Origin of the sequence: Sulfurimonas sp. HSL3-1, from assembly GCF_039645995.1 — a bacterium.
Taxonomy (GTDB): Bacteria; Campylobacterota; Campylobacteria; order Campylobacterales; family Sulfurimonadaceae; genus Thiomicrolovo; species Thiomicrolovo diazotrophicus.
Genome location: NZ_CP147920.1, coordinates 1,161,613 through 1,177,269, shown reverse-complemented (window position 1 = coordinate 1,177,269; position 15,657 = coordinate 1,161,613). Strand labels below are relative to the sequence as shown.

Below are 15,657 nucleotides of genomic sequence, written 5' to 3'. Positions count from 1 at the left end.
GCACTGGGAGTTCATATTGGTGAGTTTAAACGTTAGATGATAAATCGATGAATCACGAGATAATAAAGAAAATTGAATACGGAGTATAAATGTATAAAAGAATGCTAAATATGGCCCTCTCTTCTGTTTTTGAAAAGCATATGGCTCTCATTAACGCGCTTACAATCTATTTGGTCTTCATGATCATCATCGACTATGTTAATCTGAATAATATAGTTTATGTGAAAGGTAATGCGGATATAGATAATGGACTTCTATTGTTTATCACTGCTTTGGCCAACTGGATTATCTATATCATGGTGGCCATCTCGACTCACAGGATCCTTATTTTAGGGGAGGACAGTATTCCCAAATGGGGATTGTACAAATTCACAAAAAGAGAATGGTCATTTATGTTCAATGGCTTTCTCCTGGGCCTGCTAATGATGTTTGTCGCGTTTTCAGTTTTATCGTTAAGTGCTTCGTTTGACAGCATAGGCTTTATCCTAAGTATTGCGATTATTGGTGTAGTCTTATCCATCATCGTATCCCGTGTTTCACTAGTGTTTCCGTCAATCTCGGTAGACAAGGCAATGACCTTTTCAGATGCATGGACCTTCACAAAACAGTACAAACTTTTTGTCTTTGTTTCAGTCGTTCTTTTTCCCCTATTGTTTTCGTTCGTATTTGGTTTCGTGTATGGTTTGGCTATTAAACTGATTTCTTCCATCATTCACTACGAACTCTTCTTTTTGTTCTCCGTTTTAAACATTGTCATCGCCGTCATCACGGTCAGCGCACTGTCAGCGACCTATAAAATAATAATCGAAGAGCATCTTGAATATTTGGAACCAGACAATAAAGAAGAGGAAGTAGAAATACGAGAAACTACAGTCATAAGCAATGATAAAAATCACAAGATCGTTATTCACGATAAAGGTGACGTCACATTTGAAGACTTAAAAGAGAAGCTAAAGTCACAATATTCCAAATTGGGTTTTACAAATACTGTGATTGACAAAGACAGATCATGGATGATAAAAAATCCACAAGACAATGACACATATGTGTTGTTGTCACATCGAAACAGCGAATATGTCATTGAAGTTTTTCAGAATGAAATGATTGACTTTCTTGATCAATTGATAGTGCATGAAAACTGACAATGGCGTGGAGATTATCAAAAACACGCAAACAGATTCTTGATTACTCATTTTAAACGTTATACAAAAGGAACTATATGAACGTCAAATTGGCAATAAGCGGTATTGTTATCTTGTCCGTATATGCTCTCTTAGCATGGTTGTCTACGAGGGTCAAGAAAGAACCATCAGACGTGGCCATCAATCTTGGACTTGTTATTCTCGGCGGTGCGATTGGCTGGGTGGTCGGGATTTTTCTCACCCCTTATAGCGCAGGACAAAAAGCCGAATTTGCGGAGTACGCATCAGTCATTGCACTGTTCGCATCTGGTTATCTGGTTGGGAAAGTCGATGCCGCAATTTCACATATGCTCAAACCGGAAAACCTTTTTACACCGATAGTAGGTTTCAGGCTTGTCATAACCTTCTCATCGTTCCTTTTAGGTATGCTGGTTACGGTAGTGATTAGGTACTATGCATAACAAATTTCATCAAAGCTCCCAGCATGTTGCTTTTCTTTCTTCCCATTGGACTCATTATCTACTTCTGGGACAGGAAAAATATTGCACAGGGCATTGCACTCTTTAACGACTACATTGTTCAATTGCAAGGTTCCGAGCTGGATGACACGCAGAAGATGGAGCGCATCGACGCGATGTTCTACGAGAACGGCTACACCATCACCAAAAAGAGGGAAGACACGTTAGTCGCCGAAAAAAAGCATTTCAATATCGGTATCTTCCTGATGATGATCGGAACACTCTACTATGTCGGCTTTTTCGGCTACATCTTCTACTTCCTGCTTTTACAGAAACCGCGCCGGCTCTGCGTCGATCTGACACTGGAGACGCCGCTGTCCAAGTGCTAACGACTTATTCGGACTTCGGGAGGAAAGCTTTGATAACACTCTCGTCAGACACGAGGCAATTCCAGAAAATTTGTATATTTTATTATGATCACAATATCAGATCACACAAGTCATCTACCATTTGCCACTAATGGTCCCCGGAACACTCAAACGGGGAAAATAGAAGAGCCAATGGTGTACTATACCTGTAATCCAACCCCGCAATCTGCTATCGTGTAGAATGATGGCAGTCCGTTAAAGAAAAAATGAAAAAACTGTACCGTCACTTCATTCTCGTTCTTTGGTTCGTCACCACAGGGTTCGCATCAACCATCGGTTTCAGCAATGCAGAGTCCATTGCCGATCAGAGTACCAGAAATGAGGTGTTGACGTATGCACGCGCCGTTGCGCAGACACATTTTTCAGGTGCCCCTGCTCCTGATCACAAGGTGTTAGCCGTTTATGGTGACTGGACCGTATCTGTCACGCCCTATTTGCATGGAGAGATCGTCGGCGAAGGCACGGGGCAAGCGCATACGCTGCGCCAGGCGATTGAGCATGCGGTCCAAGACCTTCTTGCTGGCCCCGGCCATACCCATCCGGGTGCAAAGGATTTCGCAGCGTCAAGGTTGATGATCTCCTTTGCCCGCCCTGACGCTCCGGCCCACGCGCTGATTGAGTACAAGAGTGAAGCAAAAGAGCTGATCGGCGACGTCGTGGTCATTCGACATCTGGACAGCGATCTGATCTATACCAAGATCATGGAGGCGAAAGCGTACCTTCTGCGCGCTATGGACAAAGAGACCCATGGACTTCACAAACTCTATACCGCCGACGATGCCGCTTACGACAGACGCGTCATCACCACCTACTCCTCATCCAGCCTCTACAGTCTGTTAAAACTCAACGATTTGGAAAAGGATGAACGCATCGCCGCAGTCACCCCCCTGATCGCCGAATTTATCTTGTCCATGCAGATTCAAAAAGGAAGCAACAAGGGGGCATTTCATTACTCCCTTTCCCTCGACAGCGGCAAAAAGGATGACAGGTTCGTCGTCGGAACGGCTTCGAAAACCATCTTCACCCTGTTGGATCTCTATAAACGGACAAAAGAGAAACGCTATTTGGATGCCGTCGTATCGGCCGCCGACTGGCTGCTTACCATGCGGAACCCAGACGGCACCGTCATCAATCAGGTTAAAATCGAATCGGGCCGACCGGTTTTTGACAAAAGATACTCCAATCTTTATACGGGCGAAGTGCTCTCCGCCTTTTCGAGAATGTATGCGGTGACGTCGGATCAACGCTACTACGATGCCGCTGCCATACTGGCGGACAATTTTCGGGAAAGAGCAGCGAAAGATTCCTATTTTTTGACGGACGACTACCGCACGCCAACAGACGCGGTTCCGACAAGCTGGGCGGTGATGAGTCTTCTTGATTTTTATAAAATCAGCAAAAACGACGTCTATAAAAAGACATTGTTGAAGTGTCTAGATGCGATTTTTACGCGGCAGAAAAACGATCCGAACGATATGCAGAATTACGGCAGGGTCGGTACCGGTCAAAATACAAGCGGGAACGGATGGATCAACGAAGTCACCTCGGAAGTGTATCTGTCATGCAGGCGGGAGAACTGGGGCGGTTGCGAGAGGTACAAAGCGCATATGCTGGGCATGATGCGATGGCTGATCCAAAACACCTATTCTGAAGAGAATACCTATTTTTTGAAAGAACCCGAGAAAGCGATCGGCGGCCTTATCAGAAATGATAAGAGAGAGGAAGTCAGAACGGACGCCGTCTGCCATGGTGTCAACGGCTACATCAACCTGTTCAAAAGCAGTGGCCGCTAAGGCCTGAGAGCCCCGGCGCAAAGTTGGACAGTCCTACAAGATTCAGGGAGAGCTGACGCTATTTCGCCTTCGGACGGAAGGCTTTGATGACGCTCTCATCGGTGACGAGGTAAGGGCCGCCGATCAGATCGATGCAGTACGGCACGGCCGGGAAGACGGCGTCGAGGCACTCGCGGATGGACTTCGGTTTGCCCGGGAGGTTGATGATGAGCGACTGGCCGCGGATGCCGGCCGTCTGGCGCGACAGGATCGCCGTCGGGACGTACTGCAGGCTTACCTGGCGCATCAGCTCGCCGAAGCCCGGCATCATCTTTTCGCAGACGTTCTCCGTCGCTTCCGGGGTGACGTCGCGGGGCGCGGGGCCCGTACCGCCCGTCGTGACGACGAGGCAGCAGCCGGCTTCGTCGCAGAGCTCCTTCATTGTCGCTTCGATGGTCTCCTGCTCGTCGGGGATACAGCGGTACTCGATCTCGAAACTGCTCGTGAGGTACGCCGTCATCGTCTCCTGGATCGCCATGCCGGAAATGTCTTCGTAGATACCCGCACTGGCGCGGTCGGAGGCGGTGATGACACCGATTTTGATATTGCTCATATTATGCTCCTTGCAAAAAGTGGTTTGCGTCTTTAAAATAGTATAGAGTCGCGTAGGGTTTGAAGAACGCCCGGGCCGCATCTGCGTCGATGACGGCGTCCTTCCCGCCGAGGTAGACCTCGATGTGCACCCCGCGTTCGTTCAGCTCCCGCAGCGGCTTTTCGGGCCATGGGTATCCCAGCAGATCCTCGAGCGCCTCCTCCCCCTCGTCATAGACGCTGACGTCGCGGGCGGGATAAGGCGCGAAACAACTCTCGATAAAATGCGCCCGGTACGCCGCGCTATCGCGTTTGTACCCCTTCATCTGCAGCCGTTTGAAACTGTCGGGCTTGTTGCAGAAATAAGCGGGCGAGAAGAGCTGCAGCGTATCGATGCGCCTCTCGCTCTGCAGGACGTCATAGAGCGCTTTAATGGCCCCGTAGCTAAACCCTGCGACCGTAAAGTCGTTCTGCTTCAGCCACGGCGCGAAGAAGGTCGATTCGTCCCTCAGGCAGAAACCGCTATAAAACCGCATCGATCCGGGCTTTGATCTCCTCTTTGGAGATGCTTTCGCGCTCAAGCAGCACATCGACGATCCCGTCAACCAGGGCCGTTTTGCCCTCGAGCAGAGTGCGGGTCTCCTGCTCGATGCGCTCGAGCAATTGCGGCAGCGCCTCCTGCGATGGCAGCAGTGAATCACCCATGCCGTACTCGAAGAGCATCGCTTTGGCAAGGGTCAGTGCGGCATCGATATCCTCTTTGGCACTGGAGGCATGTTCGCGGTAGCGGATATCGCACATTACCTTGCCGGCAAGCAGCATGCGGATGTGCGATTCAATCTCGTGACGCATCAGCGGGTCGGAGAGGGCCGGACGGATGCTTTCCGAACCCAGCATCACCTTTTCAAAGGCCAGGTCGAACCAGGTAGCGGCGACGGCTTTGCCCGCGAGGTAGGTCGCCCGGCACTCTTTCTGCTCCTCGTTGAGGATCGGAAGCCGCTTCTTGCCGTAGGCGACCTTGTCCTTGACGGCCAAAACGTCCTCCATACGGACATGGATCTGGCGGTTGCGCAGGGAGTGCAGCGCCGCTTCGTTCACCAGCGCGGCCAGCGCCGCACCGTTGAAGCCGACGGTGATCTCCGCGATCGCTTTCGCGTCCACGCTGTGGGGGATCTTCTCCAGGTACTTCGCGATGATCGCCTCGCGCTCATGCGGCGTCGGAAGATCGACGAAAATGCGGCGGTCGAAGCGGCCCGCGCGCAGCAGGGCCGGGTCGAGCACTTCGATCTTATTCGTCGCAGCGATAACGATAATGCCACTGGAATCTGTAAAGCCGTCCATCTCGGTGAGCAGCTGGTTCAGGGTCGCTTCGCGCTCCTCGTTGCTGCCCCCGTCGCGCACCTTGCCGACGGCGTCGATCTCGTCGATAAAGATAATGGCCGGGGCGTTGGACGCCGCGGCGCGGAAGAGCTCGCTGACGCGCTTGGCCCCCATCCCGACGTAGATGTGGACAAAGGAGGAAGCGCTCTGGTAATAAAAGGGCGCGTTCGCCTCGGCGGCGACCGCCTTGGCGATCATCGTCTTGCCGACGCCCGGAGGGCCGACCAGCAAGACGCCCTTGGGCAGGCGCGCACCGAAGTGACGGTAGCGCTGGGGGTTCTTGAGAAAATCGATAATCTCCTCGAGCTCTTCCTTGACGTCGCTGATGCCGCCGATATCGCTGAAGGTGACGTCGGAGACAACCGGCTGAACGTGGTAGGTCTGTTCCGGCGCACCCGCCCCCTGGGCGGATTTGACCGGTGCGCCCGGGAAGCGGCGGTGCTTCATCCAGTAGCGCAGCAGCAGTGACGCCGCTCCCAGGAGAATGATCAGGGTCAAAATGGCGATGACGATGGCCCCGCCCTCCTCCGTTTTGACGACATAGGCGTCGAAGGTACCAGAGGGGACCTGGGATTTGACGATGCTGAATCGCCCTTCGCTGCTGCTCAGCAGGTAGGAGCTCTCCCGTTCGACGACCTGTTTCAGTTCTCCCCCGGCAATGAGCGTATTGAGCTGATCGCGGCTGATCGGCTTGGTGCTGTCGCGCAGAAAGGCGAAGAGCGTCAATGCGATGAGCAGGACCGCCGAGGCGGCGATGATCCACTTGGCTTTGTCAGACGACTGCATGGTTGTACTCCTCTGCTGCGGTGGCGGATTCGATCCGGATCCAGTTGCCTTCCAGGTCTGCCTCGCTGTCGATAAGGATCTTGTTGTAGTACTGGTCATACCCCTGGTAGCGCCCGTCGTCTGTCACGGACTCGACGAGCACGTCCAGGTCCGTGCAGTGTTCGCGGCGGAACGCAAGGTTGTTCGCATCCACCAGGGCCGTCAGCTGCGACAGCCGCTCCTTGGCGACGGCCCCGCTGATCTCGGGTTTCATCGTCGCCGAGGGCGTGCCGTCGCGCTTGGAGTAGGTAAAGGCGTGTACGTGCGTCAGCGGCAGCTGCTGCAGATGTCCCCACGCCTCTTCCCAGCGCGCCTCCGTCTCGCCGGGGTGCCCGACGATGAAATCCGTGCCCAGCGCGAAGCCCTTCGCGGCCAGCTCGGAAAAGAGCTTCAGGTCCTCGTCGAACTTGTTGCGGCGGTTCATCAGTTTGAGCATCTCCTTGGAGGTGTGCTGCAGAGCGATGTGAAGGTGGCGCTCCAGCCACGGCTCGTCCAGAATCTCCTTGAAAGCGTCGGTGATCTGCACCGGTTCCAAAGAACCCAGGCGGATGCGGCGCACACCGCGGATCAGGCTCATCTTCCGCAGCAGCGTGGCGATGGAGCGGTTCTCACCCTGCCCGTAGCTGCCGATGTTGGTCCCGGTGAGGATGAACTCCCCGAAACCGTTGGCGGCCAGGCGGCTCACCTGCTCCAGGATCACCTGCTCGTCGACGCTGCGCGCATCCCCTCGCACAAAGGGGATGATGCAGTAGCTGCAGCGGAAGCTGCACCCCTCCTGAATCTTGATGAAGGCGCGGCTTTTACCGACGAACTGCTCGACGACGTTGTCGTCGATGAACTCCAGGTCTCCCAGTTCGTAAAAACGGGTCTTGCGCTGCAGCAGTTCGTTGATCTTCGCCTTTTCCGACTGTCCGAAAACCCCCTGGACCTTTCCGGCGTCGAAGAGGGTTTCGCCCTTGGTGTGCGCCCCGCAGCCCGTCAGCATGACGGTCCGGCCCGCGCGCTCCTGGGCGTTGATGTAACCTCTGACCCCCGTATCGGCCCCGTTGGTGACGGTACAGGAGTTGACGACGACGATGTCCGCGGCCGATTCGTCCTCGGTGACTTCAAAATCCTGCAACCGCCCCATCATCACCTGCGTGTCGAAGACGTTGGTGCGGCATCCGAAGGTCTTGAAGTAGACTTTGGGCTTCATACAGGTTCGCCCTCCTCGGGCAGGGATCGCGGCTGCGGCAGCGGCTCGTTCTGCAGACGCAGACGCTGGGTCGGGTAGGCGATGGTAATGTCGTCTTCCTTCCCGTAGGCGTCGAGGATCTCCATGGAGATCGTGCTGCGCAGCGTCAGGGTCGCGTAGGCATTGGTGAGGTACCAGGCGCTGATACGCACCCCGTTCTCCTCGGCAAAAGAGTAGATGCGCGGTTCGACGTTCGTGTTTTTCAGGTTGTAGCGGCTGCGCAGCTTGTTGAGCTGGTTACGGGTGATGTCCGTATACCCCTTGGCGAACTTGCGCGTGATCTCCTTGGCGATGAGCTGCGCCTTTTTGTGGTTTGAATCGAAGGTGATCGTGATGTCGATGCCGTCCCACACCGTTTTGAGGGAGACGTGGGTATAGTTGGCGATCATCTCCGTGAAGATGTAGTTGTTCGGGATGAAGATGACCCGTCCCGCCCGGCGGTTGTGCATATAGGTCGTCAGCGTGATATCTTCGAGAATGGTGATCCGCAGCAGCGAGATGTCCAGGACGTCCCCGACGTACTGCTTGCCGTCCTTGTCGACGCGGACCCTATCACCGACGTGGATGGAGCCGCCGAAGACGATGACGAGCCAGCCGAGCATGCTCATAAACCAGTCCTTCATCGCAATGGCGATACCGGCGGAGGCAAACCCGAGGACAGTGACGACGTAGCTGACGTTCTCGATGTAGTTGAAGAGCAGGACCAGCAGAATCAATGAGACGTTGGCGAAGGTGATGACTTTGTTCGCCATATAGAAACGTTCGTTGTCGCTGATATAGCGCTTCGCGATCTGCTTCATGATGAAGAAGATGATGAGCAGGAACAGGATGATACCGCCGATATTGGCCAGTTTGAAGAGCTGCTCCTCGATCGCCTTGTTGTTCTTGAGTTCGATCTCCTCGACCCGCTTGGCATAGACGTCCGCCGTATCCTGCAGCGTCGTATAGGCCGTCTGGTACTTGTCCGTCATGGAGTCGAGTCCGGCGATCTTCTTGGCGTACGCTTCCTCGCTGTCGACGTCGGAGAGGCTGGAGAGAAGCTGACGTTCGTCCAGCAGCAGCCGCAGGTAACGTTTCAGCTCGTCCCCGCGCTTGATATACTCGCTGAGCTGTTCGCGCACCTTCTTGTTGTAGGAGACCCCGGCGAAAATGTCGATGGGGTTGCTGATCTCCGGCGCCGCGTCGATCTCCTCGGGTTTGAGCAGGTCCGCGAAGGGAGAAGCGGAGTGCGACTGCAGCAAGGAGAGCTGGTCGCTCATGATCTTCTGCTTCGCCAGCAGGGCGTCGCGCTGCTCCATACGGGCTTCAGAGTCGTCGGAGCGGTCGATGGCATCGATCTGCTCCTGCAGCGCCGCGAGGTCCTTTTTAACGTCCAGGTAGGTCAGGTAGGCCGTATAGCTCTTCTGCCAGATATTGCTTTTGTCCAGTTCGTCTTTAAGATCGTCTTCCTGCTTACGCAGCTCGTTGACCCGGGTCAGCCGCGCGTCGGAAAGGTGGACGATCCGCTGCTGGATCCGGCTGATCGTTTCCAAGGCGAAGGTCGTCGCCTTGAGCGACTGCTGCACCTCGGCGGAGTCCCGTGCCGTCCCCAGCAGTTGGTTGAGGCTCTGCTGCTTCTGCTGCAGCTCGCTCTTCAGCGGTTCGAGTTCGGCAGCCTTCGATTCGTAACCGCGGTACATTTCGGTGCGGATGGAAAGCTCTTCGCCCATAGGGTGGACATAATACTCGACGGCGGCTACGGCAGCGGTGTCGATCCGTCCCAGCTCCGCGTCCAGCCGCTGACGGTCACGCTCCAGACGGCGGACCGTTTCGGCTTTGCCCGCCGCTTTGGCGTTCTGCAGCGCCACATCGACCTGTGCCAGACGCTCCTGGAGGATATGGCGGTGCGCATAGGTGTCGACGACACTGCTCCAGGAGAGCGGCTTTTGTAATGTGATCGCCGCCTTTGCAGGCGTTTCGGCGCCCATGGCTGAAACGGCCAGCGGTCCGGTAAAGAGCAGTACTGCCGAACAGAGCAGGCTTTCGGCGAGACGTCCGATCATTGTGCAGCCTCCGTGAAAGTGCGCAGGATGTCCATCACCGCCTCGCGGGGAATGTCACTGCGCATCTCGACACCGCCGAGATGCTGCGGCAGAATGAAGGTGATCGAGTTGTCGCCGCTCTTTTTGTCAAGGAAGAAGGCCTCGTAGAAGGCATCGACGTCGGCGATGGCGTAGCGGACCGGCAGGCCGTAGCGCTGCAGCAGTTGCTCGACCCGCTCCGCTTCCGTCGCCTCCATCAGCCCCAGCGCAACGGCCAGGCGGTTGGCCATGACCATCCCGATGGCGACCGTCTCGCCGTGCAGATAGGTCGTGTAGTTCGTCTCGTTCTCGATGACGTGGCCGAAGGTGTGCCCGTAGTTCAGCGCCGCGCGCAGCCCACGCTCCTTCTCGTCCTGGGCGACCACGGCTGCCTTCGTTTTGACCGAACGCGCCACCGCTTCGGCAAGCTGTTCTGGTTTTGAGAGGTCCGCCGTCTCGAGCCATGCGAAGAAATCGGCATCGAAAGTGACGGCCATCTTGACGATCTCCGCGACCCCCGCGGCGAATTCGCGCGGCGGAAGGGTTGCAAGGAAGTGGGGGTCGGCATAGACGGCGATGGGTTGGTGGAAGGCCCCGACGAGGTTCTTGCCGTAGCGGTTGTTGATCCCGGTCTTGCCGCCGACACTGGCATCGACCTGCGAGAGCAGCGTCGTCGGGATCTGGATAAAGTCGATCCCCCGCTGGAAGATGCTCGCGGCAAACCCCGTCATGTCGCCGATCACACCGCCGCCGAAGGCAATAAGGAGCGAACTGCGGTTGAAACGCGCCTCGAAAAGCGCACCGAGTACCGTCTCAATGCTTTCCCAGTTCTTGTACTGCTCGCCATCAGGAAGGGTAATCACTTCCACCGCCGGTGCCTCAAGGCGCTCGAGCAGGTAGTCCAGGTGCAGCCCGGAAACCGTCGGGTTCGTTACGACGGCAACTTTCTTGTCAAAGGTCAGCGCCGGGAGCGCGTCAATATAGATCTTGTACGAGGTGTCAACAGTCTTTTTGAGATCGATGTCTACGGTCATTCTCTATCCGAAAAAAAATTAGTGACTTATAATACTTAAATGGGACTTATAGCCATCTTGAGACAGTGCGCTTCCTAGAGGACCGGGATGAAAAGCTGGTGAAAATGGTCCAGGTGGAAGGAGAGTCCCTGCAGATCTGTCGAGAAAAGGGTGAGTACCGGCCGCTGCATGACCGTCTCGGAAAAGGGGATGCACTGCACGAATCGCTCCTCTTTTTTGAGCATGCGCAGTGGGTTGTCCGTACTTTTGCGGATGGAGACGGACTGTGAGAAGATCGCGGAGAGGTTCTGGTAGTACTGCTCCACCTGCTCTTTGAAGCTGTTGTCGTCCTGCTGGTACTCCAGCAGCTCGATCATCCACTCCATCTGCGACGCCATATCGAACATCGTGGTGGTGATCTTCTCGACATCCTCGGACTCGGAGAGCAGCATGACCGCGCGTTTGACGTTGTGCATCTGTCCTGAGGCCATTTTCAGCACCGGGACCTTGAGATCGTAGAGCACTTTGCGCACGGCGTCGATCCCGAAAAGCTTCCGTGAAACGATAATGAAGCCCGCATGGACATGGCGTTTGTCATTACTGAGCAGGTAGACCTCGCCCCGGCGGTCATAGTCGATCATCACCTCGACATCCGAAGAGCGCATAGCCTTGATTTCGCGCAGCACGTCCAGGTCGCCGGGGTTGGTGACACGGATGTAGAGCTTGCGGCGGAGGCGCTCCTGCACGTAAAGGGTTTTGCGCAGCATCGGGACGATATCCTCCGCGCGGTCCACATCCATGTCGAAAAAGAGGTAAATTGAGCTGCCGTAGGGGGCGGGAAAGTGCCCCAGTTCCCGCTTGAAAGATCGGTAGATGGAGATCAGTACGTCCGGTTCGCCGACAAGGAGCAGCAGGTCGTTGGGGTGTATCAGGGTCCGTTCGGTCGGCAGGATCAGCCGCTGGTCGCGGTAGATGCCGGCAATGCGCCACTGCGACTGCTCGATGGCACCGACATGGCGGTAGACATAGGCGCTGCCGAATGGGACCAGCACCTCCATCACCTCCCCTTCGCCGAGCCCGACGTTCTGGGCGATCACGGGGACGTTGGGGAGATAATCGATGAGGCGGGCGGAGAGCTGGTCGTTGACGTCGATGGTGAGCGTGTTCGGGTCGTCGATTTTGAGGTCCCACTGGTCCAGCATGATGACGCGGACGGAGGGCTTGTCGGCCCGGATGTTCTCAAGGGTATTCACGGCGTCCGCGCGGCTGCTCATCACCAGCATGATCTGCACGAACTCCATCTTCAATACGTTGCTGAGCTTGTAACGGCTCGTCGGGTCGAAGGTAAAGAATTTGAAGCGGTCCGGACCGGCATTCTCGTAACTGCGCTCCTTCATCTGGATGACGTAGTAAAGATTGTCTTTGGAATAGGCTTCGATGGCACGCTCGACGAGATGCTCGCCGATCGTGCAATCCGTGATGATGAGAATTTTTTTCATGGTCCAATGTCGCGACACGGGCACAGGGGCCCGTAGCGGTGCGAATACCTTCTTTCGTCTGCAGTGGAGGCCCGGTGCCGGGATGAGCGTGGCACGGCCTGTCTATTATCGGGAGACATTGTAGCATAACTGCGTGTTTAGGGGGTTTGCGTTACAATTCCGCACTTACATTGCCATAGAGAAGCCCATGACATTTACCCTCGAAGCGACCAGCGGAAACGCCCGGGCCGCCACCATTGAGACGGCCCACTCCACCATCCAGACCCCGGTCTTCATGCCCGTGGGAACCGTCGGCAGCGTCAAATCCCTTGACATGCAGGATATGGCCGAACTTTTAGGCGCCAAGATCATCCTCGCCAATACCTATCACATGTACCTGCGCCCGGGCGACGACAGCGTCGCGAAACTCGGCGGTCTGCATAAATTCACGACCTACCCCAACAGCTTCCTCACCGACAGCGGCGGTTTCCAGGCCTTCAGCCTCAGCGACATCTCAAAGGCCGACGCGAACGGCATCGAGTTCCGCAGCCACATCGACGGCTCCAAGCACTACTTTACCCCCGAGAAGGTACTCGACATCCAATACAACCTCGGCAGCGACATCATGATGATCCTGGACGACCTCGTCGCCCTGCCCGCCACCCGCGAACGCATCGCCCTCTCCATCGACCGCACGACCCAGTGGGCGAAGCAGTCCATCGACTACCACCGCCGAAAACAGCAAGAGGGTATCGGCGTCAACCAGAACATCTTCGCCATCATCCAGGGCGGCATCGACAAGGAGTTCCGCGCCAAATCCGCGACGGAACTCTGCGCCCTCGACTATGACGGCTTCGCCATCGGCGGCCTCTCCGTCGGCGAGAGCAACGCGGACATGTACGACACCGTCGCGCATACTCTCCAGTACATGCCCACGGACAAGCCCCGTTACCTGATGGGCGTCGGGACGCCCGAGGACCTGATCGAGAACATCGACCGCGGCGTCGACATGTTCGACTGCGTCATGCCGACGCGCAACGCCCGCAACGCGACGCTCTTTACCAGCTTCGGCAAGATCAACATCAAGGCTGCCCGGTACAAATACGACGAAGCGCCCGTCGACGACGCGTGCGACTGCTACACCTGCCGCCGCTACAGCCGCGCCTATCTTAACCATCTCTACCGCGCGAAGGAGCTCACCTACTTCCGCCTCGCCTCCATCCACAACCTGCACTACTACCTGAATCTGATGCGCCAGGCGCGCGAAGCGATCCTCGAAGGGCGTTGGAGCGATTTCAAAGCCGAGTTCTACCGCAAACGCGAGGGGTAAGTTTCTACTTATCCTCATCCAATACTCTGCGCGTCGTCAGGTAGTCAAACCACCCGAGCCCGACGATCATCAGCGTCACGCCCAACAGCAGCAGAAAACCGTACCCCATCCCCGTATAGTCTCCCAGCGTAATCTTGAAGACGACCATCAGCGACTCGATGGAGAGGGCGATGATGATGGAGACGAGGAACTTGCCCAGCAGCGCATACTGTCCTTCCCGCTGCCGACCGGCGTTTTTATACATCACCTCGTTCTCAAGAATCGTTTTGGCCAGGTCGAAAATGGCCATCCCCAGGGTAATGGCGATGATCGCTTTGAAAACCTCGTGCAGCATGGCGTCGGCGGTATGGAAGAAGACATAGGCGAACGTATACGCACCGTAGAGGATCAGGAAAAGCGAGACAGCGACCAGGGTGGATCCGCCCAGGGCATAGACGATCAGTTTGAAACGCTCAAAGCGGGAGTTGTGTTCGATCAGGCGCAGCGCCTCGAGCAGTTTGAGCAGGTTGAAGTCGAAAACGACGAAGCCCCCCTCCCCGTCCGCTGTCACGAGCGTCACGCTGGAATCACCGGTGATGTGGTGAATATAGGGGCTGGTCATGTAGGTACTGAAGTTCTCCAAATTGATATTGGCAAAGTAGTGGCTTTTATCCGTGCCGACGCGCGTCACATCCCTGCCCCGCCGGTAGTAGTTCGGGCTCGTCTGTTTGAGGTCGGGTCCGATCAGATAGATCATCTGCAAAAAAGGCAGATGGCTGAAGGCAGTGCGTATTCCGGCTTCGTCCTCAAAATTGAAACGGTCATCCTCTACCCTGTTGCGCAAAAACATTTCGATCGCATGCCGGTGCTGCCGGAACTGGTTCACAATGCGTTTCATGCGGCCTCCTTGCGGCTGCCTGTTTCTGCCGCGCATGCCGATACGGTGTATGCGTCGTTCTCCTTTTTGCACAATAATACTTCATTATGCGCCTGAGCTGTTAAACGGCGACTGAACGCTCCGCGCTAGTCCGCCCGATTAAACTGTCGCGCCTTCCTCCGCGTTATAATGAAATCACCAACTGCATCACCAAGCGGGATAAAAAGGAGCGCACAATGGCCCTAAATGACTCCAAGCATATGCGTGTCCTCTACCTCTCCCACGGCGGTGGGCCGATGCCGCTGCTGGGAGACAGGGGTCACGACGAGATGGTAATCACCCTGAAGCGGATCGCTGCGATGATCGCAAAACCCTCGGCCATCATTGTCGTCAGCGCCCATTGGGAAACAATCACCCCGACGATCACCCATGGCAGCACACCGGAGCTCATCTACGACTACTACGGATTCCCCGACGAAGCCTACGACATCACCTACCCCGCTCCCGGTGCGCCGGCCCTGGCGGATGAGCTGCACTGGAGCCTCCAACAGCACGGGATCGAATCGATCCTGGACGACGATCGCGGCTTCGACCACGGGCTGTTCGTCCCCCTCAAGATCATGTATCCCGATGCGGACATTCCCTGCATACAGCTCTCGCTCGTCAAGGGCCTGGAGCCGGCCGCGCATCTGCACATGGGCGAGGCGCTGGCATCGCTCTCGCACGACAACATCCTCGTGATCGGCTCGGGCTTCTCTTTTCACAATATGAACGCCTTCTTTACACCCTCCCGGGAACGTACGGATAAGAACGACGCCTTCAAGCGCTGGCTCATCAAGACCTGTTCGGACAAAGCGCTGATCGAGAGCGAACGCAGCGAACGGCTGATCAACTGGGAGCATGCCCCCTACGCCAGATACTGCCACCCCAGGGCGGAACATCTCCTGCCGCTGCATGTCTGTTACGGCGCGACGGGACGAGCCTGCGACAGCGTTTTCGAGGCGGAGATACTCGGCGTCTCTTCGGCGATGTTTCTGTGGTCTTGAAAAAGGGATAGGAGAAGGCGCCCGGAAGAGGAGAATGAAGGCTC

Annotated in this window: 14 protein-coding genes; 6 read left to right on the top strand and 8 right to left on the bottom strand. The window is 55.8% G+C overall.

What is annotated here, in order from left to right; genetic code table 11:
- The first annotated feature begins 89 nt into the window (after nt 1-89).
- The 4 genes from WCY31_RS06040 (at nt 90) to WCY31_RS06025 (ending at nt 3,821) form a co-directional block, all read left to right on the top strand.
- Entirely contained in the window at nt 90-1,142 is a 1,053-nt protein-coding gene (locus WCY31_RS06040; RefSeq protein WP_345973679.1) for a hypothetical protein, read from the top strand.
- 77 nt (nt 1,143-1,219) lie between these two features.
- Entirely contained in the window at nt 1,220-1,603 is a 384-nt protein-coding gene (locus WCY31_RS06035) for a hypothetical protein (RefSeq protein ID WP_231021173.1), read from the top strand.
- Between the two features lie 23 nt (nt 1,604-1,626).
- The gene (locus tag WCY31_RS06030) at nt 1,627-1,989 is read left to right on the top strand and encodes a hypothetical protein (RefSeq protein WP_345973677.1); all 363 of its coding nucleotides are present in this window, start codon (nt 1,627-1,629) and stop codon (nt 1,987-1,989) included.
- 245 nt (nt 1,990-2,234) lie between these two features.
- Nucleotides 2,235-3,821, top strand: a complete 1,587-nt coding sequence (locus tag WCY31_RS06025) for a hypothetical protein (RefSeq protein ID WP_345973676.1) — start codon at nt 2,235-2,237, stop codon at nt 3,819-3,821.
- A gap of 58 nt (nt 3,822-3,879) precedes the next feature.
- On the opposite strand, the gene mog is transcribed toward WCY31_RS06025, so the two are convergent.
- The 7 genes from mog to WCY31_RS05990 form a co-directional block, all read right to left on the bottom strand.
- Nucleotides 3,880-4,413 (bottom strand): molybdopterin adenylyltransferase, encoded by a 534-nt coding sequence (mog, locus tag WCY31_RS06020; protein WP_345973674.1) that lies wholly within the window; start codon nt 4,411-4,413, stop codon nt 3,880-3,882.
- Nucleotide 4,414: 1 nt separating this feature from the next.
- Nucleotides 4,415-4,927, bottom strand: a complete 513-nt coding sequence (gene bioV / locus WCY31_RS06015) for a pimelyl-ACP methyl ester esterase BioV (protein WP_345973672.1) — start codon at nt 4,925-4,927, stop codon at nt 4,415-4,417.
- On the bottom strand, nt 4,914-6,557 hold the full coding sequence (locus WCY31_RS06010; protein WP_345973671.1) for an AAA family ATPase: 1,644 nt from the start codon (nt 6,555-6,557) through the stop codon (nt 4,914-4,916). The genes bioV and WCY31_RS06010 overlap by 14 nt, the downstream gene beginning before the upstream one ends.
- Nucleotides 6,544-7,791 (bottom strand): tRNA (N(6)-L-threonylcarbamoyladenosine(37)-C(2))-methylthiotransferase MtaB, encoded by a 1,248-nt coding sequence (mtaB, locus tag WCY31_RS06005; protein ID WP_345973669.1) that lies wholly within the window; start codon nt 7,789-7,791, stop codon nt 6,544-6,546. The genes WCY31_RS06010 and mtaB overlap by 14 nt, the downstream gene beginning before the upstream one ends.
- Nucleotides 7,788-9,872: a mechanosensitive ion channel domain-containing protein gene (locus WCY31_RS06000; protein ID WP_345973667.1), complete on the bottom strand. Its 2,085-nt coding sequence runs from the start codon at nt 9,870-9,872 to the stop codon at nt 7,788-7,790. Before WCY31_RS06000 ends, mtaB begins: the two co-directional genes overlap by 4 nt.
- Nucleotides 9,869-10,924 (bottom strand): 3-dehydroquinate synthase, encoded by a 1,056-nt coding sequence (gene aroB, locus WCY31_RS05995; protein ID WP_345973666.1) that lies wholly within the window; start codon nt 10,922-10,924, stop codon nt 9,869-9,871. Before aroB ends, WCY31_RS06000 begins: the two co-directional genes overlap by 4 nt.
- A 74-nt stretch (nt 10,925-10,998) precedes the next feature.
- Complete coding sequence (locus WCY31_RS05990; protein WP_345973664.1) at nt 10,999-12,402, bottom strand: COG3400 family protein; 1,404 nt, start codon at nt 12,400-12,402, stop codon at nt 10,999-11,001.
- 187 nt (nt 12,403-12,589) lie between these two features.
- On the opposite strand from WCY31_RS05990, the gene tgt reads away from it, so the two are divergent.
- Nucleotides 12,590-13,711: a tRNA guanosine(34) transglycosylase Tgt gene (gene tgt / locus WCY31_RS05985; protein ID WP_345971388.1), complete on the top strand. Its 1,122-nt coding sequence runs from the start codon at nt 12,590-12,592 to the stop codon at nt 13,709-13,711.
- Between the two features lie 4 nt (nt 13,712-13,715).
- Here tgt and WCY31_RS05980 read toward each other — a convergent pair whose 3' ends face one another.
- Entirely contained in the window at nt 13,716-14,588 is an 873-nt protein-coding gene (locus WCY31_RS05980; RefSeq protein ID WP_345973662.1) for a hypothetical protein, read from the bottom strand.
- Between the two features lie 215 nt (nt 14,589-14,803).
- Between WCY31_RS05980 and WCY31_RS05975 the strand changes: the two genes are divergently transcribed.
- Entirely contained in the window at nt 14,804-15,613 is an 810-nt protein-coding gene (locus WCY31_RS05975; protein WP_345973661.1) for a class III extradiol ring-cleavage dioxygenase, read from the top strand.
- The last annotated feature ends 44 nt before the right edge of the window (nt 15,614-15,657 follow it).

Coding starts and splice junctions, on each gene's coding strand:
- WCY31_RS06040 (WP_345973679.1), top strand. CDS start 90: ATGTATAAAAGAATGCTAAATATGGCCCTCTCTTCTGTTTTTGAAAAG.
- WCY31_RS06035 (WP_231021173.1), top strand. CDS start 1,220: ATGAACGTCAAATTGGCAATAAGCGGTATTGTTATCTTGTCCGTATAT.
- WCY31_RS06030 (WP_345973677.1), top strand. CDS start 1,627: ATGTTGCTTTTCTTTCTTCCCATTGGACTCATTATCTACTTCTGGGAC.
- WCY31_RS06025 (WP_345973676.1), top strand. CDS start 2,235: ATGAAAAAACTGTACCGTCACTTCATTCTCGTTCTTTGGTTCGTCACC.
- mog (WP_345973674.1), bottom strand. CDS start 4,413: ATGAGCAATATCAAAATCGGTGTCATCACCGCCTCCGACCGCGCCAGT.
- bioV (WP_345973672.1), bottom strand. CDS start 4,927: ATGCGGTTTTATAGCGGTTTCTGCCTGAGGGACGAATCGACCTTCTTC.
- WCY31_RS06010 (WP_345973671.1), bottom strand. CDS start 6,557: ATGCAGTCGTCTGACAAAGCCAAGTGGATCATCGCCGCCTCGGCGGTC.
- mtaB (WP_345973669.1), bottom strand. CDS start 7,791: ATGAAGCCCAAAGTCTACTTCAAGACCTTCGGATGCCGCACCAACGTC.
- WCY31_RS06000 (WP_345973667.1), bottom strand. CDS start 9,872: ATGATCGGACGTCTCGCCGAAAGCCTGCTCTGTTCGGCAGTACTGCTC.
- aroB (WP_345973666.1), bottom strand. CDS start 10,924: ATGACCGTAGACATCGATCTCAAAAAGACTGTTGACACCTCGTACAAG.
- WCY31_RS05990 (WP_345973664.1), bottom strand. CDS start 12,402: ATGAAAAAAATTCTCATCATCACGGATTGCACGATCGGCGAGCATCTC.
- tgt (WP_345971388.1), top strand. CDS start 12,590: ATGACATTTACCCTCGAAGCGACCAGCGGAAACGCCCGGGCCGCCACC.
- WCY31_RS05980 (WP_345973662.1), bottom strand. CDS start 14,588: ATGAAACGCATTGTGAACCAGTTCCGGCAGCACCGGCATGCGATCGAA.
- WCY31_RS05975 (WP_345973661.1), top strand. CDS start 14,804: ATGGCCCTAAATGACTCCAAGCATATGCGTGTCCTCTACCTCTCCCAC.